The 25549-nt window shown below is 54.2% G+C and carries 31 protein-coding genes; 7 read left to right on the plus strand and 24 right to left on the minus strand.

Annotated elements, in window-relative coordinates; all coding sequences use genetic code 11:
* Nucleotides 1–308: 308 nt before the first annotated feature.
* Both H8693_RS07900 and H8693_RS07905 read right to left on the minus strand, forming a co-directional pair.
* On the minus strand, nt 309–1139 hold the full coding sequence (locus tag H8693_RS07900; protein ID WP_178621622.1) for a PfkB family carbohydrate kinase: 831 nt from the start codon (nt 1137–1139) through the stop codon (nt 309–311).
* A gap of 201 nt (nt 1140–1340) precedes the next feature.
* Complete coding sequence (locus H8693_RS07905) at nt 1341–2333, minus strand: SIS domain-containing protein (protein WP_249280525.1); 993 nt, start codon at nt 2331–2333, stop codon at nt 1341–1343.
* 448 nt (nt 2334–2781) lie between these two features.
* Here H8693_RS07905 and H8693_RS07910 point away from each other — a divergent pair, with 448 nt between their 5' ends.
* The 4 genes from H8693_RS07910 to H8693_RS07925 all read left to right on the plus strand — a co-directional run bounded on the left by H8693_RS07910 (nt 2782) and on the right by H8693_RS07925 (nt 5966).
* Nucleotides 2782–3018: a FeoA family protein gene (locus H8693_RS07910; RefSeq protein WP_178619965.1), complete on the plus strand. Its 237-nt coding sequence runs from the start codon at nt 2782–2784 to the stop codon at nt 3016–3018.
* Nucleotides 3015–5018 carry a ferrous iron transport protein B gene (gene feoB / locus H8693_RS07915; RefSeq protein ID WP_249280526.1) on the plus strand — a complete coding sequence of 668 codons (2004 nt, stop codon included), beginning with the start codon at nt 3015–3017 and terminating at the stop codon, nt 5016–5018. The genes H8693_RS07910 and feoB overlap by 4 nt, the downstream gene beginning before the upstream one ends.
* A gap of 9 nt (nt 5019–5027) precedes the next feature.
* Complete coding sequence (locus H8693_RS07920; RefSeq protein ID WP_249280527.1) at nt 5028–5204, plus strand: hypothetical protein; 177 nt, start codon at nt 5028–5030, stop codon at nt 5202–5204.
* Between the two features lie 84 nt (nt 5205–5288).
* Complete coding sequence (locus H8693_RS07925; RefSeq protein ID WP_249280528.1) at nt 5289–5966, plus strand: transaldolase family protein; 678 nt, start codon at nt 5289–5291, stop codon at nt 5964–5966.
* A gap of 314 nt (nt 5967–6280) precedes the next feature.
* On the opposite strand, the gene H8693_RS07930 is transcribed toward H8693_RS07925, so the two are convergent.
* Complete coding sequence (locus H8693_RS07930) at nt 6281–6526, minus strand: helix-turn-helix domain-containing protein (RefSeq protein ID WP_249280529.1); 246 nt, start codon at nt 6524–6526, stop codon at nt 6281–6283.
* A 111-nt stretch (nt 6527–6637) separates the two neighbouring features.
* On the opposite strand from H8693_RS07930, the gene H8693_RS07935 reads away from it, so the two are divergent.
* Together H8693_RS07935 and H8693_RS07940 are read left to right on the plus strand one after the other, a co-directional pair.
* On the plus strand, nt 6638–7045 hold the full coding sequence (locus tag H8693_RS07935) for a hypothetical protein (RefSeq protein ID WP_249280530.1): 408 nt from the start codon (nt 6638–6640) through the stop codon (nt 7043–7045).
* A 321-nt stretch (nt 7046–7366) separates the two neighbouring features.
* Complete coding sequence (locus H8693_RS07940) at nt 7367–7912, plus strand: GNAT family N-acetyltransferase (RefSeq protein ID WP_249280531.1); 546 nt, start codon at nt 7367–7369, stop codon at nt 7910–7912.
* A gap of 522 nt (nt 7913–8434) precedes the next feature.
* Here the strand turns inward: H8693_RS07940 and H8693_RS07945 are convergent.
* The 5 genes from H8693_RS07945 to H8693_RS07965 all read right to left on the minus strand — a co-directional run bounded on the left by H8693_RS07945 (nt 8435) and on the right by H8693_RS07965 (nt 14550).
* Nucleotides 8435–9049 carry a hypothetical protein gene (locus H8693_RS07945; protein ID WP_249280532.1) on the minus strand — a complete coding sequence of 205 codons (615 nt, stop codon included), beginning with the start codon at nt 9047–9049 and terminating at the stop codon, nt 8435–8437.
* Between the two features lie 545 nt (nt 9050–9594).
* Complete coding sequence (gene glmS, locus H8693_RS07950) at nt 9595–11421, minus strand: glutamine--fructose-6-phosphate transaminase (isomerizing) (protein ID WP_178618269.1); 1827 nt, start codon at nt 11419–11421, stop codon at nt 9595–9597.
* Between the two features lie 15 nt (nt 11422–11436).
* Nucleotides 11437–12780, minus strand: a complete 1344-nt coding sequence (gene glmM, locus H8693_RS07955; protein WP_249280533.1) for a phosphoglucosamine mutase — start codon at nt 12778–12780, stop codon at nt 11437–11439.
* Between the two features lie 34 nt (nt 12781–12814).
* A complete protein-coding gene (gene trxB / locus H8693_RS07960) occupies nt 12815–13732 on the minus strand; it encodes a thioredoxin-disulfide reductase (protein WP_249280534.1) in 918 nt (305 codons plus the stop codon).
* Nucleotides 13733–13893: 161 nt separating this feature from the next.
* Nucleotides 13894–14550 (minus strand): DUF1847 domain-containing protein, encoded by a 657-nt coding sequence (locus H8693_RS07965; protein ID WP_249280535.1) that lies wholly within the window; start codon nt 14548–14550, stop codon nt 13894–13896.
* Nucleotides 14551–15141: 591 nt separating this feature from the next.
* Between H8693_RS07965 and H8693_RS07970 the strand changes: the two genes are divergently transcribed.
* Nucleotides 15142–15489, plus strand: a complete 348-nt coding sequence (locus tag H8693_RS07970; RefSeq protein ID WP_178618257.1) for a TIGR04076 family protein — start codon at nt 15142–15144, stop codon at nt 15487–15489.
* A gap of 320 nt (nt 15490–15809) precedes the next feature.
* Here H8693_RS07970 and rpsI read toward each other — a convergent pair whose 3' ends face one another.
* From rpsI to H8693_RS08050, 16 genes are all read right to left on the minus strand, one after another.
* On the minus strand, nt 15810–16202 hold the full coding sequence (rpsI, locus tag H8693_RS07975; RefSeq protein WP_178618253.1) for a 30S ribosomal protein S9: 393 nt from the start codon (nt 16200–16202) through the stop codon (nt 15810–15812).
* A gap of 25 nt (nt 16203–16227) precedes the next feature.
* Nucleotides 16228–16653: a 50S ribosomal protein L13 gene (gene rplM / locus H8693_RS07980; protein WP_178618250.1), complete on the minus strand. Its 426-nt coding sequence runs from the start codon at nt 16651–16653 to the stop codon at nt 16228–16230.
* 185 nt (nt 16654–16838) lie between these two features.
* On the minus strand, nt 16839–17582 hold the full coding sequence (truA, locus tag H8693_RS07985; protein WP_249280536.1) for a tRNA pseudouridine(38-40) synthase TruA: 744 nt from the start codon (nt 17580–17582) through the stop codon (nt 16839–16841).
* Nucleotides 17583–17595: 13 nt separating this feature from the next.
* On the minus strand, nt 17596–18390 hold the full coding sequence (locus H8693_RS07990; RefSeq protein WP_178621626.1) for an energy-coupling factor transporter transmembrane component T family protein: 795 nt from the start codon (nt 18388–18390) through the stop codon (nt 17596–17598).
* Nucleotides 18383–19243 carry an energy-coupling factor transporter ATPase gene (locus H8693_RS07995; protein WP_249280537.1) on the minus strand — a complete coding sequence of 287 codons (861 nt, stop codon included), beginning with the start codon at nt 19241–19243 and terminating at the stop codon, nt 18383–18385. The genes H8693_RS07990 and H8693_RS07995 overlap by 8 nt, the downstream gene beginning before the upstream one ends.
* Nucleotides 19228–20067, minus strand: coding sequence for an energy-coupling factor transporter ATPase (locus H8693_RS08000; RefSeq protein WP_249280538.1), 840 nt, complete (start codon nt 20065–20067; stop codon nt 19228–19230). The genes H8693_RS07995 and H8693_RS08000 overlap by 16 nt, the downstream gene beginning before the upstream one ends.
* 98 nt (nt 20068–20165) lie before the next feature.
* Complete coding sequence (locus H8693_RS08005) at nt 20166–20678, minus strand: bL17 family ribosomal protein (protein ID WP_249280539.1); 513 nt, start codon at nt 20676–20678, stop codon at nt 20166–20168.
* A 21-nt stretch (nt 20679–20699) separates the two neighbouring features.
* Nucleotides 20700–21644, minus strand: a complete 945-nt coding sequence (locus H8693_RS08010; RefSeq protein ID WP_178621634.1) for a DNA-directed RNA polymerase subunit alpha — start codon at nt 21642–21644, stop codon at nt 20700–20702.
* Nucleotides 21645–21699: 55 nt separating this feature from the next.
* Nucleotides 21700–22323, minus strand: a complete 624-nt coding sequence (rpsD, locus tag H8693_RS08015; protein WP_249280540.1) for a 30S ribosomal protein S4 — start codon at nt 22321–22323, stop codon at nt 21700–21702.
* A 14-nt stretch (nt 22324–22337) separates the two neighbouring features.
* Complete coding sequence (gene rpsK, locus H8693_RS08020) at nt 22338–22730, minus strand: 30S ribosomal protein S11 (RefSeq protein WP_249280541.1); 393 nt, start codon at nt 22728–22730, stop codon at nt 22338–22340.
* 13 nt (nt 22731–22743) lie between these two features.
* On the minus strand, nt 22744–23112 hold the full coding sequence (gene rpsM / locus H8693_RS08025) for a 30S ribosomal protein S13 (RefSeq protein WP_249280542.1): 369 nt from the start codon (nt 23110–23112) through the stop codon (nt 22744–22746).
* Nucleotides 23113–23308: 196 nt separating this feature from the next.
* Nucleotides 23309–23422, minus strand: coding sequence for a 50S ribosomal protein L36 (gene rpmJ / locus H8693_RS08030; RefSeq protein ID WP_249280543.1), 114 nt, complete (start codon nt 23420–23422; stop codon nt 23309–23311).
* A 185-nt stretch (nt 23423–23607) separates the two neighbouring features.
* Nucleotides 23608–23829, minus strand: a complete 222-nt coding sequence (infA, locus tag H8693_RS08035; protein WP_178621014.1) for a translation initiation factor IF-1 — start codon at nt 23827–23829, stop codon at nt 23608–23610.
* A gap of 12 nt (nt 23830–23841) precedes the next feature.
* Nucleotides 23842–24123 (minus strand): KOW domain-containing RNA-binding protein, encoded by a 282-nt coding sequence (locus H8693_RS08040; RefSeq protein WP_249280544.1) that lies wholly within the window; start codon nt 24121–24123, stop codon nt 23842–23844.
* A gap of 35 nt (nt 24124–24158) precedes the next feature.
* Complete coding sequence (map, locus tag H8693_RS08045; protein WP_249280545.1) at nt 24159–24914, minus strand: type I methionyl aminopeptidase; 756 nt, start codon at nt 24912–24914, stop codon at nt 24159–24161.
* Between the two features lie 3 nt (nt 24915–24917).
* Entirely contained in the window at nt 24918–25538 is a 621-nt protein-coding gene (locus H8693_RS08050) for an adenylate kinase (protein ID WP_249280546.1), read from the minus strand.
* Nucleotides 25539–25549 lie beyond the last annotated feature (11 nt).

Genomic DNA, 25549 nt, shown 5'->3' on the forward strand with positions numbered 1-25549 from the left:
AGCATCTGCCCAAAGGTTTTTGGGGTGCGGGGGATTTTTTTAAAAATCCCCTGCGGTCTTCCTGCGGCATTAACCGAAAAACGATAGAAAGTGCCGGCCGCTTTCCGGCTTCCTTGCCATGCCGCTCTTTCCCGCAGACGAGTGGCGCCGTCTAAGCCCCACCCTGCAGATGCGGAAGCATCTGCCCAAAAGTTTTTGGGGTGCGGGGGATTTTTCAAAAATCCCCTGCGACCTTCCCGCGCCCATCTTCTCCATTTTTTCTTTTGCAAAAAAACGGGGCGCATTTCTGCGCCCCGCCGCGGTTTATCCTATTCCAAATACCCCTTCAGCGGCGCGGGATATCCGATGCCGCCATAGTGAGTGCAGGTTTCGGCCGCCCGGTCGGCGGCAAAGGAAAGCGCCTGCTCCATGCTGCCCGAGCGGCTGTATTCCGTCAAAAAGCCGGCGATAAAGGAATCGCCCGCGCCCATCGTATCCACGACCTGCACCTTGCGGACGGGCTGTTCAAATATCTGCCCGTTTCGAGAAAAAACAGCCGGTTGGCCGCCCCGGGTCACGCCGACGATTTCGCAGCCCAGCGCATGGGCCCGGCGGATAAGATCGTGAATTTCCGCCTCCTCCATATGGGAACCGGAGAAGAAGGCATAGCGGATATAGGGGCAGACCTGCTCCATATACTGGGGAGTATGGATATCCGAAAAGTCAAAGGAAATATCGCATTGCTCCCGGATGCGGGGAAGCTCGGTCTCCAAAAAGGAATAACAACTGGTGTGGCAGAGATCAAACCCAGCCATATAGTCCCAGTCCGGCTGGATAAACTTGAGGGAAACAACGTTTTGGCAGGTATAGAAAAATTTCTTGCTGAACAGCCGGTCTCCCTCCGGGCTCAGCGTGATGATGGGCTGCCCGGAGACGCCGTAAAACCGGCGGCAACGAGAAATATCCACATTTTCTTTGCGCAGCACGCGGCGGATATGGGCGGCCTTGTCGTCGTCGCCGAAGATCCCCAGATAGGCCACCTGCCCGATGCCGTTCCGCCGGCAGTTCACCGCCACATTGACGGCATTTCCGCCGGGATAGAATTTCCGCTGGTATAGATAACAGTCGGCCACGTTGTCGCCGATACAGAGTAGACGCATAATCCTTCTCCTTCTTTTATAAAGCCTGCGGGGGGAACCGGAAAGAAAACAGCCTGGATTTTCCAGGCCGATCCCCCTGATCCTCGGCGGGAAATCTCCTGCCTGTGCTGCGGCCGCGCCCCTCCCGGCTGTTTTTTCCTACAAAAGAGCGCCGCCGGAAGTGTTTTTCCGCCGGCGCCCATGATATCTCTGGAACCGCTTTTAGTATTCCATTCTCCACATATACCGCCGCACCGTGAACATATGGCCGCGATAGTCTGCCAGCCAGGAGGCATGCAGCCGCAGAACCGCCGTAAGGACGATGTTGGCATAGTATACCTTACTGGTTTCCGCCATATCCATCATATCGAATTCCGCGCAGTCGATGGTCAGCACGTCATCGCAGAACTTGCGGCAGAAGGCCTCCGCCCGCTCGTCCAGATAGCGGCAGTCGTCCACACCCTTGACGATGATGAACGGCGTATCGAAATCCGTCATTTCAAAGGGGCCATGGAAATATTCGCCGGAATGGATGGCCTGGGATTTGAGCCACTGCATCTCCATCATGAGGCACATGGAATAGATATAGACCGCGCCATAGCTGCTGCCGCTGGCCATGGTGTAGTATACGCCGTCGAAACGCTTGTGGGCTCGGGCATAGTTGTTGGCTCTCTGATCCCAATCTTTGCGGTTTTTCGCCACGACAGCGCCCACCTTATGGATATCCTCCATCGCCTTTTCATATTTTGCGGCTTCCTCGCCGTTGAATTCCTTCAAAAGGCCGAACATGAAATAATAAAGGGAGGCTTCCTTACCATCGGACATATCGATATCGTCGCCCCATTCATAGTGGAAGGAGATATCCGCTTCCTTTTCCAGGGGAGCGCCCGCCGCCGCGATATCCATAAAGGAGATGACCAGCGCGCCCTTCTCCCGGGCCAGCTTTGTGGCCGCCACGGTCTCGGGAGTGGAGCCGGAATGCGAACAGGTCACGACTACGCTTTCTTCGCCAAGCGATTTGGGGGTTGCATAGTTAAATTCATTGGCCGTGATCGCCGTTGTGGGCATTTCGGTTTCCCGGTTTAAATAAAACTCCACCGGCTTGAACACGGCAAAAGATGCGCCGCATCCGACAAGATAGACATGGTTGATGGTTTTTTTCTCCTCCACAGCATGGATCGCTGCCTGGATCTCCGCCATACGTTCTTTTTTCATGAGTACCTCCCAAAATTTGAATTCATTCCTTATGTAATTTTTCCCTTCACTTGACACCCTCATTATATCGGAGCCAGGAAACTTGTCAACCCCTTTTCCATAAAGCCGGACAAACCGCCGGAAATATATTTTATCGTTCATACTGGTTCCTTGCCGCGCCGGAATATTCCCGGGCAGGTCAATTGAAGGCAGAATTATTTTTAGCAGAAGATTATTCTTTCTTACAGCTCTGTTCTCCAGCAGGGCCGAATTCACCGCCCCGGATTCTCCGGCAAATCCAGTATCCTTTGTTTTGCAGAAGCGGAGAGAAAATCCTTTTCTTTGCCGGATATTCCCCATTTTTCTGTGGATTTTCCCTCTCTCCTTCCTTGACAGGCGCGAGGCCAAACTATAGACTATTATTAAGATATAATAAAAGTATGAATCTGCATATAAACGAGGTATATTCATGACGTTAGACGATTTGCATATGGGAAAGAGCGGCGTAATTTTAACCGTTGGCGGCGAGGGTGCGCTGCGCCGGCGGCTTCTCGATATGGGGCTTACGCCAAAAACCCATGTTTTTGTCCGCAAGGTAGCGCCGCTGGGCGACCCCATCGAGGTATGCCTTCGGGGATATGAACTGACGCTCCGCAAGGACGACGCCCGTAAAATTGAGGTATGTCCGGAGGAGGACGCGCAATGATCTTTGCTCTCATCGGAAACCAGAACTGCGGCAAGACGACCCTTTTTAACCAGCTCACCGGCAGTAACCAGCATGTGGGAAACTTCCCGGGCGTCACGGTGGAGCGCAAGGAGGGCGTCATCAAAAAGCACCCGGATATGATCGTGGTGGATCTGCCGGGGATTTATTCCCTCTCTCCCTATACGTCGGAAGAGGTTGTCACCCGGGATTTTCTTTTGAAGGATAAGCCCGACGGCATCATCAATATTGTGGACGCCACCAACATCGAGCGGAATCTCTATCTTTCCCTGCAGCTTATGGAGCTGAATATTCCCATGGTGCTGGCCCTCAACATGATGGACGAGGTTCGGGCAAACAATGGCTCCATCGATATCAGGCAGCTGTCCGAAGAACTGGGCGTGCCCTGCGTTCCCATTTCAGCCAGCAAAAACGAAGGAATTCACGAGCTGATCCACAAGGCAAGGGACATCGCAAAAGAGAAAATTCCGCCCCGGCGGCAGGATTTCTGCCGCGGCCCGGTGCATAAAGCCATCCATGCCCTGGCCCATCTGATTGAGGACCACGCCGAGGCCATCGGCGTCCCGCCGCGATTTGCCGCGACAAAGCTGGTGGAGGGCGACGAGCCCACCATCAATGCCCTGAAAATCAACGAAAACGAAAAGGATATCATCGGCCATGTGGTGAAGGAAATGGAGACCGAGCTGGGAACCGACCGGGAGGCCGCCCTCGCCGACATGCGCTATGAATTTATCGAAGGGGTATGTAAAAAAGCCGTTCACAAGGCCGAGCAGACGAGGGAACAGGCCAGATCCATCAAGCTAGATCGGATTCTCACCCACAAAATCTGGTCCATCCCCATTTTTTTGGGCATCATGTTCACGATTTTCTGGCTCACCTTCGGCGTCATCGGCTCCACCCTGAGCGATTGGTTCGCCGAGGGGATTTCCTGGTTCACCGCCGTGGTGGATGGATGGCTTACGGCCGGCGGCGTCAACGCCACCATCCATTCCCTGATCATCGATGGGATTTTTGCCGGCGTGGGCAGCGTTCTCTCCTTCCTGCCCATCATCGTGGTGCTGTTCTTCTTCCTGTCTCTGTTGGAGGACAGCGGCTATATGGCCCGGGTGGCCTTCATCATGGATAAGCTGCTGCGAAAAATCGGCCTTTCGGGGCGTTCCTTCGTCCCCATGCTCATCGGATTCGGCTGTTCGGTTCCCGCCATCATGGCGACCCGGACGCTGGCCAGCGAGCGAGACCGCCGCATGACCATCCTCTTGACGCCCTTCATGTCGTGCAGCGCCAAGCTGCCGATCTATGCCGTGTTTACCATGGCTTTTTTCAAGGAAAATCAGGCGTTTGTGATGATCGGGCTCTATGTTTTCGGCATACTCATGGGGATTCTCTCGGGGCTTCTGTTTAAAAAGACGCTGTTCCGGGGCGAGCCGGTGCCCTTTGTTATGGAACTGCCGGCCTATCGCCTGCCTTCGGCTAAAAATGTGACGCTGCATATGTGGGAGAAGGCCAAGGACTTCATCAAAAAAGCATTTACCATCATCTTCATCGCCACTCTTGTCATCTGGTTCCTCCAGAGCTTTGATTTCCGGTTCAATCTGGTGAGTGACAGCTCGACCAGTATGCTGGCCGCCATCGGGCGCTTCCTGTCCCCCATTTTTGCCCCCCTGGGCTTTGCGGACTGGCGGGCCTCCACAGCGCTCATCACCGGGCTTACAGCCAAAGAAGCCGTGGTCAGCACCTTCGGCGTGCTCTTCGGCGTGACCCAGGCAGAGCTGCCCGCGGCGCTGGGACAGATTTTCACGCCCCTGGCGGCGCTTTCTTTCCTGGCTTTCACGCTGCTCTATACGCCCTGCGTGGCCGCCATCAACGCCGCCCGGCAGGAGCTTGGAAGCTGGAAAGCCACGGCCGGGCTGATCGTCTATCAGCTGGTCATCGCCTGGATCGCGGCCTTTGCCGTCTATCATATCGGGCTGCTGTTCGTGTAGGTGAAGCATATGAATGCAATCGATATTTTCCTTCTGGCGGGTATCGCTGTCTGCCTGGGCTTGGCTTGGCATTACCGTAAAAGCGGACGCTGCTGCGGCGACTGTGAAAAATGTCAGAAAAAGGACAAATGTACGAAACCGGAAAATCCCCATGACAGCGGGGATACTTCCGGCAGTGAAAAATAGACATTGACAGTTTTTTGTTTATATTGTATGCTGTTTTTGTGAATTAGTCACAAAATAGACTCTATAAAAAGGAAGGTTTTTCCCATGCGTTACATGATCGACACCGCTAACATTGAAGAGATCAAAGACATCATCGAGTTCTTTCCCATCGAGGGCGTGACCACCAACCCCACGCTGGTTTCCAAGGAAAAGATGGATTTCAAAACCCTGGTTACCGGCATCCGGGACGTGATCGGCCCCGACCGCGTATTTTTTGTGCAGCTCAGAGGCGACACCGCCGAGGAAATGATTGAGGAGGCCCGGGCGCTGAAAAAGCTCATCGGCGACAACTATGTGGCCAAAATCCCCATGGGCCGGGCGGGCCTCAAGGCCGTGATGACCCTTTCCAAGGAGATGCCCTGCTGCGTGACCGCGATCTGCTCCCGGCAGCAGGCTATGCTGGCGGCCCGGGCAGGAGCCAGCTTTGTTGCGCCTTATGTCAACCGTCTGGACAACATCGGCGCGGGCGGCGTGGAAATTGCCTGCGATATCGCCGGAATGCTTGACCATTATGGCCTGCCCTGCGAGGTCGTTGGCGCCAGCTTCAAGAATGTCGATCAGGTGCAGGAATGCGCCATGGGCGGTTGCCATGTGGTGACCCTGAAGGCCGAAATGTTCGACATGCTGGCGGGCCATCCGCTGACGGATTCTGGCATTGCCGGGTTCGACAAGGACTGGAAGGCGTTCTACGGCGAGAACAAAATCCTCGATCTGCTGAAGTAATCTTCTGCACCGCTGCGGCACGGAGCATTCCGTGCCGTTTTTTTGTTTAAGGCCGCGGGAAGGCCGCAGGGGATTTTTAAAAAAATCCCCCGCACCCCAAAAATCTTTGGGCAGATGCTTTCGCATCTGCGGGATGGGGATTGCGCGGCGCCACTCGTCTGCGGGAAAAAGCGGCATGGCAAGGAAGCCGGAAAGCGGCCGGCATTTTCTGCTGTTTTCTGTTTAAGGCTACGGGAAGGCCGCAGGGGATTTTTGAAAAAATCCCCCGCACCCCAAAAACGGGCAGATGCTTTCGCATCTGCGGGGCAGTCCGGTCATTCTTGGGGCGCGATACCCTTGAAAAATTCACCAAAGTCTACTTTATAGATTTGCTGCAAAATTATAAGATCAGAAATTTTGATATTGCGAGTACCTAATTCAATCATGGAATAAGCACTGCGAGAAATAGAGCTACCATAAGTTTGCATCTTATAAACTAAATCGGCCTGAGAAAGCTTCTTTTGCGTCCGCAGCCTTTTCAAATTATCCCCAAAACTGATGTCTTGTATCAATTTTTCCATAAAAATCTCCCTTCGCAACCATATAGTTGCAAATTATATCTTGATTATAATAAGGTAAAGATGATATAATGCCACTATATAGTGGCATTTGAAAAAAGAAAGGAGAAAAAAATGGGAAATAAAGGGAAAGAGGAAATGAATCTACTCCTGGAAGGGATTTTGAATTTAGAAATGTTATGTATGCCCTATGAGCGGTTTACATATAATGATCTGCTGCGGGAGCTGGAGGTAGATTATTTTGCGGGATATGAGGAGCTGCTGCCCGTAATGCTGATGACGACGCAGGACCCGGTGATGGAACGGACAGGGCGCCGGATGTTCTTGCAGCTCTATCGGGAGAGGATGGAACAGGATGGGGCACGGACTGTAGTGGAAAGAACGATATCTCTTCTGCGGGAAGAGCGGAGAAGCTGGCAAAAGCGGATGCAGTGTGTGCAGAAGGTGCGGGAAAAGGAAAGATTGTTGGCCTTGAAAGAACGGGTTAGAGAAGAGACGGAACAGCCCCCATTTTTGGAATAAATATTAAGAAGATGAATGTTCAAAAAATCGGCCTGTTTCCCTCCCCCCCAAGGATGCGGAGCATCCGGCTAAAAGTTTTGCGGGTTTGGGAGCTTTTGAAAAATCTCCCAAGGTCTTTTGGTCTTTTGCCTTTCCCCTGACAATATCTGCGGCGGCTTTTGCCCCTTCTTCGCCGCAGTCTCGTTCCGCCTCCCCGCCTCTGCTTTTCGTATCGTGGAATTTATGGTATACTGTATTTGCATTGTATTTCATAAAAAATTTCCGGCCCGCATTTTGCAATCAAAGGCCAATATCATATAAAAAATATGGAAAGGAGATTTTATGCAGCTTCATACTATATCCCCCTCCAACAAACCGGATATTGTCCGCCTCTATAAAGAGGCCTTCCCCCGGAGTGAGCGCAAGCCTTTTTCCCTCATGGAACGCAGGGAGAGAGCCGGGCATATGGAAATCCTCTCCATTGAAGAGGAGGGGTTTCTGGGGCTGGCCATTACGGTACTCCATGAAGACCTCGTGCTTCTCGACTATTTTGCCATTTCTCCCGGAGCGCGCGGACAGGGAGCGGGCGGCAGGGCCCTCTCTCTTTTGAAAAAGCGCTATGCGGGGCGGCGGCTCTTTCTGGAAATCGAATTTCCCGAGGAATCCGCTTCCAACTATGCCGACCGCCTGCGCCGCAGGGAATTCTATCGCCGCCACGATATCACGCCTGTCGGTCTGGAAATAGAGGATATGGGCGTGCATATGGAGGTTCTTTCCTATGGCTGCCCTGTCAGCTTTGCGGAATTTACTGCCCTTTTGGAAAAGGGGCTGGGAAAGGCCATGTTCCGGATGGTGCGCCCGGTTCTGCTTTCGCAAACGGGAGAATGAGGCCGCGCATCATTTCCCGCCGCAGCAGGAGCTGGTCTCTTTTTGGAGGGGAGTCACAAAGGCCAAACAAAATCCGACCGGAAACGGCATGTTCCCCGACGTTTCTGGTTCCGGGCCTGTCTTTGCCGCTTTATCCCGGCGGTGTTGTGCAGGGCTTTTCATCCGCAACAAAAACAGCGCACATAGAATTCTATGTGCGCTGTTGCGTTGTCCATATTTTATGCGGGCCGTTTTTCGGATTCCTATATAGAGGTGCGTAGACCTTAGAAAACCGGGAAGGCGCCGTTCCCGCAGTATGCGGCAACTTCATCGCCTGCCTTTATATCCCCATCGCTGTCCTTATTTTCCACCACATTTAAGGCGGCAGCTTTGACGCAGGGAATCCTCACCGAGAAACCCTGCCCCGGACGCAGGGTTTTGTTTGAATGATGCGGTTTTTATCTTCAACGCACCCCTTCAGCAGCAGGAATATAGCGCATACACATAACAGAATGGCTGGGATTCTCTAAGGAATCCCTTTTTTCATCCGCCGGTTCCTCCTTTGTTGACAACCGTGTAATAAGGCGCCTGGAGATAGTTCAGGATCAGAAGCCGCCTGCGCTCCTCCCGGCGCAGGTCATAGACAAACCATTCCTGATTCAGGCTGGGCAGGAGCAAATAGACGGTATGGAAAATGCCGGCATCTATATACTCCCTCCGTATCCAGCGGAAAAACTTCTCCCGCTCCCGGCTTTCTCCCGCAGCCCAGTCGAACAACTCCAGCATGCAGAGGATGGCCAGGCTGGTTCGCCGGGTGCTGTAGAATTTTTCCGCCTTCCGGGACAGCGCGCTCTTTATGCGCCCAATCTCACCGGCTTTGCTGGCGCCGGGATCAAAGCGACCATCGCAGGTCTGGCGGATGAAATCCCGGCTGGCCTCCCGCCCGGCGGCAAAGGTAACCTCGATGCCCTCGCCGTCCGCAATAAAATCCGGCTCCGGCGGAATCCCCCGCCGAGAAACCTGAAGGTTTTTTGCCGCTTTAAGCATGGCGAATACAACGCTTTCGTTGACCTCTTTTTTCATAAAATCCGGCGGTAAAAACAGCCGGTAGAAAATTTCCATCTGCTGGTCTCCTTCCTCCGCGGTTTCACAATTCATTGCAGCCCTTGCAGGATAAAATGGCATCCGCTGCATTCGATCAGAAAAATATCTTCCGCGCCCCGGGAAATATCTCTGCCATTTGGGATTCCCCTTATCTGCCTGGGCGTTCCTCCCCCGGGAGTTTGTCTCATGCTGTAAGCCCGCCGTTTCACATATGGCCTTCTCTGGGCATCTCGGTGCCTTCCCGCACACATCCTCTTGCCGCTTTTTGTGATCCCTGCCTGCGTGCTCTTTCCTGTTGCTTTTCCATGTGATTTCCTTTTTCCATCTGCTGCCGCTTTTTTGTTCGGTCGTGGCCGTCTACCGAAAACCTGTCTCTCGCTCCCCGCTGTTTTTCGATGCGGACTCTGTTTCCATTCACTGACCATTTTTTGTTCGGTCGCGGCCGTCTGCCGAAAACCTGTCTCTCGCTCCCCGCTGTTTTTCAATGCGGGCTCTGTTTCCATTCACTGGCCATTTTTTGTTCGGTCATGGCCGTCTGCCGAAGACACAGAGACCAAAACCGGCTGCCTTGCGGGCAGCCGGTTTATTTCCTGCATATGTTATTCCACGGTCACGGATTTTGCCAGGTTGCGGGGTTTATCCACATCACACCCCTTGCTGACTGCCGCATAATATCCCAGCATTTGCAACGGGATAACCGAAAGCATGGGCGCGAACAAATCCTCCACATTGGGAATCGTGAACACCTGGTCCACCTGATCGGCCACAGTTGCCGCATCCCGCTCCTGCACAATGGCGAACACATAGCCGCCGCGGGCCTTAACCTCTTTGATGTTGCTCATCATCTTTTCCAGAAGATCTGCCTGGGTCGCCAGGGCCACCACCAGCGTGTTTTTCTCAATCAGGGCAATCGTCCCGTGCTTCAGCTCGCCGGCGGAGAACGCCTCGGCATGGATATAGGAAACCTCTTTGATCTTCATGGTTCCTTCCATGGCGACGGCATAATCCAGGCCGCGGCCGATATAGAACGCGTGCTGGTCCATATACCGCTGTGAAGCCAGCTTCTGCAGATCCTTCTTTTTCTCCATGGGCTCTTTAGACAGCTCCGGAACCCGCTCCAGCTCTTTCAGCAGGCGGGCATATTCCTCATCCGCCAGCTTACCTTTGATGCGCCCCACCTCCATGGCGATCATATAGAGGGCCAGAAGCTGGGTGATATAGGCCTTTGTGGAAGCCACGGCGATTTCCATGCCCGCGCGGGTATAGAACACGGCGTCCGCCTCCCGGGAAAGTGTGCTGCCCACCACATTGGTGATAGCAATGACTTTCAGACCGCGTTTTTTCGCCTCCCGCAGGGCCGCGATGGTATCCGCCGTCTCGCCCGACTGGCTGATGACAATCACCAGCATATCCGGCTCCAGAACCGGATTGCGATAGCGGAATTCGCTTCCCGCGTCGACCTCTACGCTGACACGCGCCAGCCGCTCAATGACATATTTGCCCACCTGGGCGGCATAGGAGGCTGTTCCGCAGGCCACGATATAGATTTTGCGGATGCCTTCGATCATGTCATCCGAGAAGCCCGCGTCCGTGAGATCGATTTTCCCATCGTGAATCCGGGGGAACAGCGTATCCGCCAAAGCCTTGGGCTGTTCGTTGATCTCCTTGATCATAAAGTGCTCATAGCCCGCCTTTTCGGCCTGGGTCACATCCCAGTCGATGGTGACCGCCTCTTTGGTCGTCCGGGCGCCATAAGCGTCATAAATCTGAATCTCGTCTTTTTTGATGACCGCCACTTCGTTATCGTCCAGGAAATATACATCCCGCGTATATTCCAAAATTGCAGGAACATCCGAGGCGATGAGATTCTCGCCCTTGCCGATGCCCACGATGAGCGGGCTGTCTTTGCGCACGGCAACAATGCGGTCCGGCTCCTTCACGGTGATGACGCCAAGAGCATAGGAACCCTCCAGCATCTTCACTGCCTTCATGACGGCAGTTTTCAGATCGCCTTCGTAATAATAGTTGACCAGATGCGCCACCACTTCGGTATCCGTTTCAGAAACAAAATGAACGCCCTTTTCCTGCAGCCATTCCTTGAGCTTCAAAAAGTTTTCAATGATGCCGTTATGGACAACAGCCAGGCTTCCCGATACGTTGGTATGGGGATGGGAGTTGATATCCGAGGGCTCCCCATGGGTGGCCCAGCGGGTATGCCCGATGCCGATGGTGTTTTCCTGGGAGGCATCCCCCAGCTTATCCCGCAGGTTCTGCAGGCGGCCCTTTGTTTTGACCACCTTCATCTTTCCATCCTGCACATAGGCGACGCCTGCACTGTCATAGCCTCTGTATTCCAGCTTTTCCAGCCCGTTGGTCAAAACCGGGATCACATCCCGCGGGCCCACATATCCGACGATTCCGCACATTTGCTTTTCCTCCTGTTATGCTAATCTGGTTTCTATCAGTTTGGCAATGGAAACGGCCTCCCGCTCAATCGCCTTCCGGTTTTCTCCTTCAATCATCACGCGAACCAGCGGCTCGGTGCCGGATGTACGGATCAGCACCCGTCCTTTGCCGTCCATATCCTTTTCCAGCGCCTGGATGCGCTCCATAATCACCGGGTCATCCTGGTAATCGTGCTTCTTTTCCTCGCTCACCCGGGCATTTACCAAAACCTGGGGCAAAATATCCACGATCTTCGCCAGCTCCGAGAGCCGCTTTCCCTTGCGGCGCAGGATGCTCAAAAGCTGCACACCCGTCAGGATACCGTCGCCCGTGGTGTTGTGATCCAGGAAAATGATATGCCCGGACTGCTCGCCGCCGAAATTATAGCCGCTTTTCAGCATTTCTTCCAGAACATACCGGTCGCCCACATCCGTTTTCACCAGGTTCATTCCCAGCCGCTTCGCCCCAAGCTCCAGGCCCAGGTTGCTCATCACGGTTGCCACGATCGTATTTTTCTTCAGGGCGCCGCGCTCCATCATATCCAGAGCGCAGACCGCCATGATCCGGTCGCCGTCCACAAGGCGCCCCAGTTCGTCCACGGCAATCAGCCGGTCGGCGTCGCCGTCAAAGGCCAGGCCCACGTCCGCTCCCAGCTCGCTCACCAGCATGCAGAGCTGCTGGGGATGGGTGGAGCCGCAGTTATCGTTGATGTTGGTGCCGTCCGGGTCGTTGTAATACGGATATACCGTCGCCCCCAGGCGGCGGAAAACCTCCGGCGCAATCTGAGACGAGGCCCCGTTGGCGCAGTCCAAAACCACCTTCAATCCCTTCAGGGGTTCGCCCGTGGAGCAGAGAAATTCTGCATATTCCTCCTTCGCCTTTTTCAGCTTGACCTTGCGCCCCACCATGAGCCCGGTGGGCAGATTGCAGGCCGCCTCCCCCGAGAGCACCAGACGTTCGATTTCGTCCTCTATCATATCCGCCAGCTTATATCCCTGGCCGTTGAAAAACTTGATTCCATTATATTCAAAGGAATTATGAGATGCGCTGATAACCGCGCCCGCATCCGCTCCATAGTGCCGGGTCAGATGCGCCACGGCGGACGTGGGGATGACTCCCAGCGTATCCGCTTCGGCTCCCGCCGAACAGATGCCCGCGATAAGCGCGCTCTCCAGCATATCCCCGGAGATCCGCGTATCCCTTCCAATCAAAATTTTCGCCTTATGCACCGCGCTCGTCAGCACAACAGCCGCCGCCTGCCCCAGCTTATAGGCCAGGTCGCAGTTGAGCTTATCATTGGCCACGCCACGGACGCCGTCGGTTCCAAACATTCTTGCCATCGTCTTTCCTCCGTACTCTATGGGAACAGGGCTGCTACAGCCCCATCTCCAGCAGATATTCCTGAGCCGCCTGCTGGGCCACCGCCCCGTCAGAAACAGCCGTCACCACCTGGCGCAGCGTCTTTGTGCGCACATCCCCCGCGGCAAATACGCCGGGCACGTTGGTCAGCGTGTTTTCCCCGGCAATGATATAGCCCTGGGAATCCAGATAGACCTGCCCTTCCACGAGCCGCGTATCCGGCTCATGGCCAATGGCCACAAAGCATCCCGCAATCGGCAGACTGCGTTCCTCCCCGGTCTTGGCATTTTTGAGAAGGATGCTCTCCAGATCCATGCTTCCTTCAATTTTCACGGGGACAGTATCCAGAATAAACTCGATATTTTCCTTTGCCCTGGCCCGCTCCACCAGGACATGCTGTGCCCGGAAGGTGTCCCGCCGGTGAATCACGCTCACCTTTTTTGCCAAATTGGCCAGATAAATCGCGTCCTCCAGCGCCGTATCTCCGCCGCCCACGACGCAGACTTCCATTCCCCGGAAAAATGCGCCGTCGCATGTGGCGCAATAGGAAACGCCGTTGCCGGTATACTCCTCTTCCCCTGCGATTCCCAGCTTCCGGGGGCTTGCGCCCAGCGCCAGGATCACGGTTTTGGCCTCATATTCTCCCTGGGATGAAATAATGCTCTTGGGCTGACCCGCCAGCTCCATCCGCAAAATCTTTTCGCTTCTCAGCTCGGCTCCGAAGCTCTCCGCCTGCTCCTTTAGAGCCAGGGAAAAATCGCTTCCCGCGATGCCGCCGGGAAAGCCCGGATAGTTTTCCAGTTTATGCGTCGAGGTGATCTGCCCGCCGGGAGCCGTCTGCTCAAAGATGAGCGTCTTCATCCCTGCGCGGCTTGCATAAATCGCCGCCGTCAGCCCCGCGGGGCCCGCGCCGATAATCGCCACATCCACCATGAATGCTTCCTCCTAATTTCATGCCGTTTTTCCTATATATTCCCCACTCTGGGGGAAAATACTGCAAAAACCCATTTTCAATTTGTTTATTATAGCATAGCCCCTGTTTTTTTTCTACGGCAGTCAGGGAAATTCAAAGAGATTTTGCAGTTTTTCCGGGTTTACCGGCCATTTTTGCCCGAGGTGTCCTTTTGCAGCAGCTTTTTATAATAGGAAGGCGCCGTATACAGGGCCGCCACGGGATTATGCCCCAGCACCCGGTCTTTGACTACCAGCGTAGTCGTGACTGCCTGGGAATACCTATAGAACAGGCTGTCGTGCCCAACGCACAGCCCCACCACAACGTTCAGATCCGTCTGCTCCCTATTCAAAAGCTGGGCTTGAAGAATGGGATTGCACATATTCTTGCCCACGGCCTCGCATCTCTCGTCAATGCCCACTTGGGTTTTGGGCGTGGCGCCCGCTTTGCAGCATACCCCATATACCTGAAATCCGTGGGCGCGAAAGATCTTCGCCAGCGTCCGGGATTCCCGGATCAGTCCCACGCAGGTGGCGATCCCAATCTTTTTCGCGCCGATCTTCCGGGCAAATTCCATAGTTTCCTCCACCCGGGTCAGCCGGCAGTATCCCTCAAATTCCACCTCAGCGGCCGCCGTCATAATCTTATGGTTCTCCGCATCCTCATATTCCCTCAGGTTCTCTCCCCGCGCATCCGCTTCCAAATGCGTTGTCAGGCAGAAATCCGGATATTTTCCCTCGGGCGAGCTGCAGTGCGTCGTCGCGCAGTCGATGCAGGAATATTTACATTCCTCTTCCATTCTTCTTTCCTCCGTCCGTTACTTGCCTTCAATATACCACAGGATTCCCATTTTCGCAACAAAAGCGGCTGGCTGGTAAGCTGCGCAATCCCTTGTTTGGCAGAACACAGCGCCTATTTCCCCTGCTCCCCTCTGACCCCATATCTCCAAAGCTATCCTCTGTTTTCTTCCACTTTCCAGTGGGAAATCAAAGGGATTCATGGTATACTGATCAAAAAGAGGGCGATGTATGCTTTCTATTTTTAACCGGAGAGATCCTATCCGCACCTTCTCCCTGAAAAAACAGGCGGAGATCCAGAAAGTTCTCGCCATACGCCGGATTCCCTATTTCACCCGGATGGTCAACTGCCGCAACCTTTCATTTCTTTCCTCCGGCTTCTGGGGGGCAGAGGAACTTTGGATGAGAATCTGGCTTCGGAGTATGAACACACCATCTTCATCCAAAAAAACGGCCATGCGGCGGCATTGGGGCTCATTGGCCGGCTTTTTCAGCAGATGGGAGAGTGGCTCCGCTTTTCGTCTCTCCCCGGACTTTTCCCCTTCCTTGCGCAAGGAAGTATGCCCTAAGCCGATATCTAATGGAGGAAAGCCATGAAAAAATGGTATGCAGAGGAATATGAATGGAAAATTGAAGTGATTGGGTTTCTTCGCGGCAGCCGCACAGAACGGTATTGCAGAAACGGCGAGGAAGTGGGTGACGTATACACCTGCACCTATGGCTGTCCCGTGAATGCCCAGGGCCAGGGGATCTGCCCCAAAGCTATGGTGATGATGTTCCCCATCATGGAGGCCGTCCGGAGCGGCGGGGATTTGGAGAACATCGGCGGGAGCAGCCGGTATTCCAAAGACCTCGTATGCCCCGACGGCAATGTTATTTTCCGTTTGACGGCGAAAAAACTGGGAAACCAGAATTTCTTCAAGGGCAAATTTTTCGATTGATGCCGTCCCACAACGATATATAAGCTGCGAACGGGCATAACCGCTGTTTGGCCGGCCTGCAGCGCGCAGGGCAGCAGCTATTCAATCACGCACGAAACGCTTTCTCCTGTTGTATCCGCTGGCCTGTCCCCGAAGGGTAAGACTATCTCCTTTGGTTCTCGGTTGCAGCGCTTTTCCCAACAACCCATTTTGTTCCTCAGGTGCATATTCTCCTCTCTTTTGGGATATTTCCGTCAGCTCTGGCAACAGGCTTTCGCAAATAAAAACCCCGGAAACATTGGTTTCCGGGGTTTTGCACGTCTTTGAACTTGTTTTGCAAGTTAACGCTTGGAGAACTGCGGAGCTCTTCTTGCCGCCTTCAAGCCGTATTTCTTGCGTTCCTTCATGCGCGGGTCTCTTGTGAGATAACCAGCCTGCTTGACAGCGCCGCGCAGGTCAGGTTCCGCTTTGATGAGCGCCCGGGCGATGCCGTGACGGATCGCGCCCGCCTGGCCAGTGAAGCCGCCGCCGTGAACGGTAACGGCAACGTCGTAGCTTCCCAGTCTCTCGGTCAAAACGAGAGGGGAGCGAACCAACATTTTCAGGGTTTCATAGCCGAAGAATTCTTCGATATCACGATGATTTACGGTAATATTGCCGCTTCCCGCCATCAGACGGACACGGGCAACGGATTTCTTTCTTCTTCCGGTTCCTAAGAACTGCTCTTTTGCCATATCTTTTTCCCTCCTTCTCGTTTACTTAGATATCCAGCGTTTCCGGACTCTGGGCCGCATGGGCGTGCTCCGCGCCGGCATATACATGCAGCTTTTTGAGCATCTTGCTGCCCAGCTTGTTCTTGGGAAGCATTCTACGCACTGCTTCGGAGAAAGCGAATTCCGGCTTCTTTTCCATGAGCGTGCTGTATTTGGTCTCTTTCAGGCCGCCCGGATATCCCGAGTGGGAATAATATTTCTTCTGATCCAGCTTTTTGCCGGTGAACACCAGCTTGGACGCATTCACGACGATGACATAATCCCCTGTATCCACATTGGGGGTATATTCCGGCTTGTTCTTTCCAATGAGAATGGCAGCGACCTGGCTGGCCAGGCGGCCGAAGGTCTTTCCTTCCGCATCCACGACATACCATTTCTTCTGGAGGTCGACGGGAGCCATATATGTTTTCATAAGGCAAATCCTCCTGCTTTTTTCGTTGTTGTCTGCGCAGTCTGCTGCGCGGTTTTATGGTAGATAAACCGCTCTCGGCATACGGGGCTAGTGCATACCGCGAGCACATTATATTTTACCCGGCTTTTTTCCTTCTGTCAAGCGGTTTTTTGCCGTTTCCGCCCACTTTTTCCGTTTTTTTGCCCTCAGGGCATGGAGTCATAGTAAACCCCCATCATGCAGAGTCCCTGGGCGGGCGCCGTGGCCCCGGCCCGGGTCCGGTCCCGGCTTTCGAGAATTCCGGGAATCGCGGAAGGGGAGGTTCTCCCCTTGCCCACGTCGATGAGTGTGCCGGCAATGATGCGGACCATATTATATAAAAATCCGTTTCCCTTAACATCGATATAGATATTTTCATCGATGCGGGTGATATCGATGGAATAGATCGTGCGCACTGTGCCCACAATATCACTGCCTGCCGCGCGGAACGCGGCAAAGTCATGGGTGCCCACCAGATACTGGGCTGCGATTTTCATTTTTTCCGCATCCAGATCCTGCCGGACATGGGCAGTTGTAAAGCGGTCGATGGCGCTGGCATGGGGCGCGTTATAGATCGTATAGCGGTAGTGCTTCATGCGCGCGCCTTTGCGCACATGAAAATCCCCGCTCACTGCCCGGCTTTCCCGCACCCGGATATCCGGCGGAAGCACCAGGTTCAGCACATAGGAAAACTTTTCCGGGGGAATATGCGACTGAATATCAAACTGGGCGCACTGGCCCCGGGCATGTACACCGGCGTCCGTCCGGCCCGCGCCGGTCACCCGGCACCGCTGGCCCAGCGCCTCGAAAATGGCGGTTTCCACCGCCTCCTGCACGGTGACGGCGTTTTTCTGGATCTGCCATCCGGCATAGTTCGTGCCGTCATATTCCAGGATGAGCAAAATCCGCATCCCTTCCCCCTCCTTAGAATCCAAAACAGATAAAGACTGTGACCCCAGCGACAATGCCCAGCGCCACAAAATCCCGGAAGCTCATATGCATGACCTTCATGCGCGTCCGGTTTTTCCCGCCGTGATAGCAGCGCGACTCCATGGCCAGCGCCAGCTCGTCCGCCCGCTTGAAGGCACTTACGAACAACGGCACCAGAATGGGCACCATTCCCTTGGCCCGCTTGATGAGGCCGCCGCTGTCAAAAGAGGCGCCCCGGGCGGTCTGCGCTTTCATAATCCGGTCGGTTTCGTCCACCAGCGTGGGGATAAACCGCAGGGCAATACTCATCATGAGCGCCATCTCATGGGCTGGGAAATGCAGCACCGTGAGGGGCTTTAAAAGCCGCTCCAGCGCGTCGGTGATCTCCATGGGCGATGTGGTCAGGGTGAGGACGGTCGTGATGCTCACCAGCAGCACCAGCCGGACCGCGATATTCACGGCCTTTATCAGCCCTCCCTCCGTAATCCGGAAAATCCACCACTCCAGGAGCACTTCCCCCTCGGTGATGAAGAAAATATTCAGAATAAAGGTAAACACCAGAATGAACCAGAGCGGCTTGATTCCCTTCAGCACATATTTGACGGAAATCCGGCTCAAAAGAATGGCCAGCAGCAAAACTGCCACCACTGCCGCATAGCCATAGACCGTCCGCACGCAGAAGATCAGCACGATCAGGGCCAGCGTCAGCAGAAATTTCATCCGCGGGTCCATGCGGTGCATCACCGAATCGCCGGGGAAGTATTGGCCCAGCGTGATATTCTTAATCATGGGCCTTCCCTCCCAGCATGCGGATCAGCTCCTCCTTCACCTCGTCAAAGCGGATGTTCTCCTCCGAAATGGCAATTCCTTTTGCCCGCAGCGCCTCCACCAGCTGCCCGGCCTCCGGCAGATCCAGCCCGGCGGCCCGCAGGGCCTCATGCTCCCGGAATACCTCCCGGGGCGTTCCGTTCATCATCAGTTCTCCCTGGTTCATCACGAGAATCCGGGAGGCGTATTCCGCCAGCCCGTCCATGTTATGGGAGATCATAAGGATCGTCATGCCGCAGTCATTCAGATTTTTGACCAGGTCCATCAGGCTTTCCCGCCCCAGCGGATCCAGCCCCGCAATCGGCTCATCCATGATGAGAATTTTTGGCTCCATGGCCAGAACACCAGCAATGGCAATCTTCCGCTTCTGCCCGCCGGAAAGCTCAAAGGGGGATTTGTCTTTATAAGTTTCATAGTCCATCCCCACCAGCTCCATCGCCACCTGGGTGCGGTTTTCCAGCTCTTCTTCGGGAATGCCGGTCATCCGCGGGCCATAGGCAATGTCCTTGGCGATGGTCTCTTCAAACAGCTGGTATTCGGGATATTGAAACACCACGCCCACCGTCCGGCGCAGCTTTTTCTTATCCGCATCCTTCTGACTGTAATCCACGCCGTCGATCAGCACCCGGCCGGCTGTTTGGGGAATCAGGCTGCTGATGATCTGGATCAGGGTGGATTTTCCGCTGCCCGTGTGCCCGATGATGCCGACAAATTCGCCGTCCGCAATGGTAAAGCTGACATCCTTGAGCGCCCGATGCTCAAAAGGCGTTCCCGGCAGATAGGTGTAACTCACATTTTCTACTGCAATCGGCATATTTCCTCCACCAGTTCCCGGGTCGTTATGCAAGTCTGGGCAATGGGAATTCCAGCCTCACGAAGCTCCATGGCCATCTGGGCAGCAAAGGGCGGGAGCAGCCCCGCCTTTTTCAGCATGGCCTGGTCTGTCAAAATTTCATGGGGCGTCCCCTGGCAAAGCACCTGCCCGTCCGACAGCACGATCACCTGGTCTGCGTCCACCGCTTCTTCCATGAAATGGGTAATGAGGACAATGGTAATGCCCTCCTCCCGGTTGAGCCGTGTGACAATCTCCAAAATCTTTTTGCGGCCCCGGGGGTCCAGCATGGCGGTGGCCTCGTCCAGGACGATCATTTTCGGATGCATGGCCAACGCTCCGGCAATGGCGATGCGCTGCTTCTGGCCGCCCGAAAGCATGTGCGGCGCCCGCTTTTTGTATTTTAGCATATTGACGGCAGTGAGGGCCTGTTCCACCCGCTCCACGATTTCCGGCTGCGGCACCCCCAGATTTTCCGGGCCAAAAGCCACATCCTCATCCACCACCGTCGCCACCAGCTGGTTATCCGGATTCTGGAACACCATGCCTACGCTGCCGCGGATCTCAAAGGTTCTTTCCGCATCCGCCGTGTCCATGCCGTCGATCCAGACCTTGCCGCCCGTGGGCAGCGAAAGGGCGTTGAGCAGCTTGGCAAAAGTGGATTTCCCACTGCCATTATGCCCGAGAATCACGGCAAAACTTCCCTTTTTTACCGTGATATCCACGCCGTTCAAGGCAAAGTTCACGTCGCCTTCTTCGGATGTATAGCTATAGGTCACGCCCTGCGTCCTGACGAAATCTTCCATTCCTGTCCCTCCGGTGTTGCCCTTTTCCAGTTAAAAAATGAGACTTTGAAGCAGCGTTCCCACCCTCCAAAGTCTCGTTTCGTCCATTGCTATTCGGTTTAGACAAGTTCCAGAATGACGACCTCGGCCGCATCACCGCGCCGCGGTCCCATTTTGATTACGCGGGTATAACCGCCGCCCTGTCCCATCTCTTCTGCGCGCTTTGCATATTTGGGAGCCAGCTCGCGGAACAGCTTTTCTACCACCGGATGCCGGTTATCCGCCGTCCGCTTGGCATATTTATATTTGCTTTCCTTGGGCAGTTTTGTCTCCTGCACGTCATAGAGATATTCCATCAGCTGCCGCCGCACTGCCAGCTTGGCGGGCGCGTCGTTTTCAAACTCTTTGGATACGATATTGCCCTTCTCGTCCTTGACGGATTTGGTCACGACAACCGTGTTATTATACTGATGAATCGCTTTTGTAATCAGCTTTTCGGCCACCCGGCGCACTTCCTTGGCGCGTGCGGCAGTCGTTTCAATTCTTCCGTTCCAGATGAGAGCCGTCACCTGATTGCGCATCAGGGCTCTTCTCTGGTCCGAAGGTCTGTTGAGCTTTTTGATTGCTGCCATTGTGCTCTTGCCTCCTTATTCTTAATCGTCCTGCCGAAGGCCAAGGCCGAGGGCAGCCAGCTTCTGCTGCACTTCCTCCAGCGATTTCCGGCCCAGATTGCGGACTTTCATCATTTCTTCTTCGTCTTTCTTGATCAGCTCTTCCACCGTGTTGATGCCGGCGCGCTTTAAGCAGTTATAGGAACGAACCGAAAGATCCAGTTCTTCAATGGTTGTCTCCAGAACCTTCTCCTTCTTTCCGTCGTCCTTCACCACCATGATTTCCACATCGCTCACATGGTTGGTCAGGCTGACAAACTGGCCCAAATATTCGCAGAGGATTTTGGAGGCCAGGGATACGGCTTCATCCGCAGGGATCGAACCATTCGTCCAGACTTCCAGCTCCAGCTTGTCAAAGTCGGTAACCTGGCCCACGCGGGTGTTGTTCACCGTAAAATTCACCTTTTTCACCGGCGTATACAGCGAATCCATGGGAATCACGCCGATGGGCATGTTGGGAGTTTTGTTTTTATCCGCCAGAACATAGCCGCGGCCATGCTCCAGGGTGATTTCCATATAGAGCTTCGCATCGTCGTCCAGGGTGGCGATATGCAGATCCGGATTGATCAGCTCCACATCCGAATCGATCTGGATATCCGAAGCCTTCACCTCGCAGGGGCCCTCCGCCTCCAAAATCAGAGTCTTGGGCTCATTGGTGAACAGCTTCGCGCAAAGCGCCTTCAGGTTCAAAACGATGTTGGTCACATCTTCCCGGACTCCGGGAATTGTGGAAAACTCATGCAAAACGCCGTCGATCTTGATTTTTGTGACGGCCACGCCCGGCAGACAGGACAGGAGGACGCGCCGCAGGGAATTGCCGAGAGTCGTTCCGAATCCCCTTTCCAGGGGCTCCATCACGAACTTCGCATAACTCCAATCCGAATTATGTTCCACGCATTCAATTTTCGGCTTTTCAATTTCTAACATCTACGAAAAACCCTCCTTCGAGTTTCTTTGGGGCCACTTTCAAGCGATTAAGCTATTATTTGGAATACAATTCGACGATGAGATGTTCTTCCACCGTGAGGTCGATGTCATCCCGTTCGGGAATTGCTGTAACGGCTCCGCTGAGCTTCGTCGGGTCAAATTCCAGCCACTTGGGCATGGGACGGGTCGCCTGCTCGGCAATCGCCTTGAATTTCTCCAGGCTTGCGCTCTTTTCCTTGACAGCGATCTGGTCGCCGACGTTTACGCGATACGACGGAATATCCACCTTTTTGCCGTTCACCAGAATATGGCCATGGAGGACGAACTGGCGCGCCTGCGCGCGGGATTCGCCGATCCCCATGCGGTATACGACATTGTCCAGCCGGCGTTCCAAGAGCGACAGCATATTGGTACCTGTAACGCCCTTCATGCCTGCCGCGACGTTGAAATATTCTTTAAACTGCTTTTCGAGCATGCCATATGCCCGCTTTACCTTCTGTTTTTCTCTCAGCTGCACGCCATATTCCGAAAGCTTCTTTCTTCCCTGGCCGTGCTGTCCCGGAGCAACCGGGCGCTTGGTATACGCGCATTTCTGAGAATAGCAGCGGTCGCCCTTCAAGAACAACTTGCAGCCTTCTCTGCGGCAAAGGCGGCATACCGAACCTGTATATCTTGCCATAGTATTCTACCTCCTTAGACCCTTCTGCGCTTCGGCGGACGGCAACCATTGTGCGGTATAGGAGTAACGTCCTTGATAAGCGTAACTTCAAGACCAGCCGTCTGCAAAGCGCGGATCGCCGCTTCTCTGCCGGAGCCCGGTCCCTTTACATATACTTCTACTGTCTTCAAGCCATGTTCCATTGCTGCCCGGGCTGCGGTTTCGGCCGCCATCTGCGCCGCAAAGGGTGTGGATTTACGCGAACCGCGGAAGCCCAAAGCTCCGGAACTGGACTGGGATAAAGCGTTGCCCTGGATATCCGACATCGTAACGATGGTGTTGTTGAAGGAAGAGCGAATATGGGCGGCGCCGCGCTCGATGTTTTTCTTCTCTCTGCGCTTTCTAGTAACTTTTTTACCTTTAGCCATTCAAATTCCCTCCTTACTTCTTCTTGCCGGCAACCGTGCGCTTGGGACCTTTTCTCGTCCGTGCGTTGGTCTTGGAGCTCTGGCCGCGAACAGGCAGACCTCTTCTGTGCCGAACACCGCGATAGCATCCGATTTCCATCAGACGTTTTATGTTAAGGCTGACTTCTCTTCTCAGGTCACCTTCTACTTTATAATGCTTATCGACATACTCACGGATCTTGCCCGCATCTTCTTCGGAAAGATCTTTCACCCGGATATCCGGATCGACACCAGTCTGGGCGAGTATGTTCTGCGCCGATTTCAGGCCGATACCATATACATAGGTCAGTCCAATTTCGATACGCTTGTCTCTGGGTAAATCTACCCCGGCAATACGTGCCATGTTAACCTTTCACCTCCGGCTAATTTTGTTTCTATCAAGATAAGATGATTGCATGCCTGCACAATATGGGACAGCACACAGCAATAGCCATCCCATACAGCCGCTGCACAGCAACAGTGCAAACCAGCTTATTTTTTAGCTTTTTTATATACCAAAACACCGGCCGGCAGCCTTTGCGCCGCGCCGCATGCCTCTTTTAGCCCTGTTTCTGCTTATGCTTGGGGTTGGAGCAGATGACCATAACTTTCCCATGCCGCTTAATGATCTTGCATTTTTCACAAATAGGCTTCACAGACGGTCTAACCTTCATTTTGCTTCCTCCTATCTACTATAGACGAAACGCCGGGTGCTTGCCCCGCATTTTGCCATGGCGCACCCCCCCAAAAAAGGAGACAAGCGCACCTTTATATTCTATCTGGTATTGCAAGGAATTGCAATCCTTTTTCCAAAAATATTTTGCTTTTTTTGCGATTTATCCGGGGAAAAACGCGTTTTTCACGCCTTGCCCCGCCATGTGATCCGTCCTCTTGTCAGGTCATAGGGGGAAAGCTCCACCGTGACCTTGTCGCCCGGGAGGATCCGGATATAATTCATCCGCAGCTTTCCGGAGATATGTGCGAGCACCTTATGCCCGTTTTCCAGCTCCACTTCAAAGGCGGCATTGGGAAACGCCTCCGTTACGACACCTTCCACTTCGATTACATCACTTTTAGACAAGTTGACCTCTCCTTATCGATTCTCATCATATCCGAGACTTTTCAGCGCGCTGTTGATCTCCGCGTCAAACACCTTTGCGCCCTCTTTGAGCTTTGCCGCAATAGCCTCCGCAACATCCCCGCGGCATTCCAGATGCTTGATCCGCTTGCGCTTGGGGCTGGCGATTTTGTGGGCGGCCCCATCGACAATCAGAACAAACTGCTCGTCGACGATCTCCTTCACAAGGAAATACTTTCCCTTGTCCCGGCCGGCCTTGGATCGGCAAACCCTTCCGATGCAAATTGTATGTTCCACCAATCTGTCTCCTTCAACTCCTGCCCGGCTATCCATTAAAAGGCGGAAAGCACAGTCAGCAATTCGGGTTCCCCCTCGGTGATGGCAATAGTATTTTCATAATGGGCGGATAATTTTCCGTCCGCCGTATGCACCGTCCATCCGTCGTCATCCCAGGTCACCTTTTCAGTTCCCAGGTTGATCATGGGTTCCACCGCAATGGTCATGCCCGCCCGGAGCCTTGGCCCCTTGGACTTTCCCGCATAGTTGGGAACATCCGGCGCCTCATGGAGATTCTGCCCCACGCCATGGCCCACCAGCTCCCGCACGACTCCCATTCCATAGGACTCGGCATATTCCTGCACGGCCCGGCCGATATCGGACACATGGTTTCCCGCCAGTGCCTGGGCAATTCCCCGGTAGAAGCTCTCCCGGGTCACGTCGATGAGGTTCTGCGCCTCCGGCGAAATTTTCCCTACCGGCACCGTGCGCGCCATATCTGAATGGTAGCCATGATAGATCGCGCCCAGGTCGATGCTCAGAATATCGCCTTCTTCCAACCTGCGTTTGCCGGGTATCCCGTGGACGACCTCGTCATTGACGGAAGCGCAGATCGCCCCCGGAAATCCGTTATAACCTTTGAACGACGCCTTTGCACCGGATTTTGTGATCACTTCGAGAGCGATTTTATCCAGCGCCTTTGTGCTGATGCCCGGGCGCACCGCCGCAACAACCGCCTCCATGGCGGCAACGGCGATTTTCCCGGACGCCCGCATCTTTTCGATTTCATCCAAAGACTTCAAAATAATCATGTTTTACTTTCCGCTTTCCAGCATGGCAGCGACTTCTTCTGCCACATAGCTGGTAGACTCGCTCACGTCATAGGTATGAACGATGCCCTGCTTATCGTAATATTCGATGAGAGGGGCGGTCTGTTCCATATAGACGTCAAACCGCTTCCGCGCCGTAGATTCGTTATCGTCGTCACGGATATACAGTGCGCCGCCGCAGGCATCGCATGTCTCGCCGGAATGCCAGTTGGTGTTGTATACGGCGCCGCAGTCCCGGCAGATCCTCCGGGAGCAGATCCGTGCCACCACTACATCGGCATCCACCGCCAAATTGATGACCGCATCGATCTTTGCAATTTTATCGAGAGCCTTCGCCTGCTCTACAGTGCGGGGAAAGCCATCGAAAAGTACATTTCCGCTGCTCGCTGCCAGGCGCTTTTCCACCATATCGATGATTACCTGATCCGGGACCAGCTTTCCTTCATCGATATAGCCCTTCGCCATTTTTCCCAGCTCTGTTCCCTCTTTCATCTCGCTTCTAAGCATATCGCCCGTGGAGAGATGATCCAGGGGGAGTTTCTTCTTCAACTCCGCTGCAATGGTGCCTTTTCCCGCTCCGGGAGGCCCTAAAAATATCAGGTTCATCGCTTTCCTCC

Origin of the sequence: Guopingia tenuis (assembly GCF_014384805.1) — a bacterium.
In the GTDB taxonomy this organism is placed as follows: domain Bacteria; phylum Bacillota; class Clostridia; order Christensenellales; family Christensenellaceae; genus Guopingia; species Guopingia tenuis.

Coding starts and splice junctions, on each gene's coding strand:
- H8693_RS07900 (WP_178621622.1), bottom strand. CDS start 1,139: ATGCGTCTACTCTGTATCGGCGACAACGTGGCCGACTGTTATCTATAC.
- H8693_RS07905 (WP_249280525.1), bottom strand. CDS start 2,333: ATGAAAAAAGAACGTATGGCGGAGATCCAGGCAGCGATCCATGCTGTG.
- H8693_RS07910 (WP_178619965.1), top strand. CDS start 2,782: ATGACGTTAGACGATTTGCATATGGGAAAGAGCGGCGTAATTTTAACC.
- feoB (WP_249280526.1), top strand. CDS start 3,015: ATGATCTTTGCTCTCATCGGAAACCAGAACTGCGGCAAGACGACCCTT.
- H8693_RS07920 (WP_249280527.1), top strand. CDS start 5,028: ATGAATGCAATCGATATTTTCCTTCTGGCGGGTATCGCTGTCTGCCTG.
- H8693_RS07925 (WP_249280528.1), top strand. CDS start 5,289: ATGCGTTACATGATCGACACCGCTAACATTGAAGAGATCAAAGACATC.
- H8693_RS07930 (WP_249280529.1), bottom strand. CDS start 6,526: ATGGAAAAATTGATACAAGACATCAGTTTTGGGGATAATTTGAAAAGG.
- H8693_RS07935 (WP_249280530.1), top strand. CDS start 6,638: ATGGGAAATAAAGGGAAAGAGGAAATGAATCTACTCCTGGAAGGGATT.
- H8693_RS07940 (WP_249280531.1), top strand. CDS start 7,367: ATGCAGCTTCATACTATATCCCCCTCCAACAAACCGGATATTGTCCGC.
- H8693_RS07945 (WP_249280532.1), bottom strand. CDS start 9,049: ATGAATTGTGAAACCGCGGAGGAAGGAGACCAGCAGATGGAAATTTTC.
- glmS (WP_178618269.1), bottom strand. CDS start 11,421: ATGTGCGGAATCGTCGGATATGTGGGCCCGCGGGATGTGATCCCGGTT.
- glmM (WP_249280533.1), bottom strand. CDS start 12,780: ATGGCAAGAATGTTTGGAACCGACGGCGTCCGTGGCGTGGCCAATGAT.
- trxB (WP_249280534.1), bottom strand. CDS start 13,732: ATGGTGGATGTGGCGATTATCGGCGCGGGCCCCGCGGGGCTGACGGCG.
- H8693_RS07965 (WP_249280535.1), bottom strand. CDS start 14,550: ATGGAAGAGGAATGTAAATATTCCTGCATCGACTGCGCGACGACGCAC.
- H8693_RS07970 (WP_178618257.1), top strand. CDS start 15,142: ATGAAAAAATGGTATGCAGAGGAATATGAATGGAAAATTGAAGTGATT.
- rpsI (WP_178618253.1), bottom strand. CDS start 16,202: ATGGCAAAAGAGCAGTTCTTAGGAACCGGAAGAAGAAAGAAATCCGTT.
- rplM (WP_178618250.1), bottom strand. CDS start 16,653: ATGAAAACATATATGGCTCCCGTCGACCTCCAGAAGAAATGGTATGTC.
- truA (WP_249280536.1), bottom strand. CDS start 17,582: ATGCGGATTTTGCTCATCCTGGAATATGACGGCACGAACTATGCCGGA.
- H8693_RS07990 (WP_178621626.1), bottom strand. CDS start 18,390: ATGATTAAGAATATCACGCTGGGCCAATACTTCCCCGGCGATTCGGTG.
- H8693_RS07995 (WP_249280537.1), bottom strand. CDS start 19,243: ATGCCGATTGCAGTAGAAAATGTGAGTTACACCTATCTGCCGGGAACG.
- H8693_RS08000 (WP_249280538.1), bottom strand. CDS start 20,067: ATGGAAGATTTCGTCAGGACGCAGGGCGTGACCTATAGCTATACATCC.
- H8693_RS08005 (WP_249280539.1), bottom strand. CDS start 20,678: ATGGCAGCAATCAAAAAGCTCAACAGACCTTCGGACCAGAGAAGAGCC.
- H8693_RS08010 (WP_178621634.1), bottom strand. CDS start 21,644: ATGTTAGAAATTGAAAAGCCGAAAATTGAATGCGTGGAACATAATTCG.
- rpsD (WP_249280540.1), bottom strand. CDS start 22,323: ATGGCAAGATATACAGGTTCGGTATGCCGCCTTTGCCGCAGAGAAGGC.
- rpsK (WP_249280541.1), bottom strand. CDS start 22,730: ATGGCTAAAGGTAAAAAAGTTACTAGAAAGCGCAGAGAGAAGAAAAAC.
- rpsM (WP_249280542.1), bottom strand. CDS start 23,112: ATGGCACGTATTGCCGGGGTAGATTTACCCAGAGACAAGCGTATCGAA.
- rpmJ (WP_249280543.1), bottom strand. CDS start 23,422: ATGAAGGTTAGACCGTCTGTGAAGCCTATTTGTGAAAAATGCAAGATC.
- map (WP_249280545.1), bottom strand. CDS start 24,914: ATGATTATTTTGAAGTCTTTGGATGAAATCGAAAAGATGCGGGCGTCC.
- H8693_RS08050 (WP_249280546.1), bottom strand. CDS start 25,538: ATGAACCTGATATTTTTAGGGCCTCCCGGAGCGGGAAAAGGCACCATT.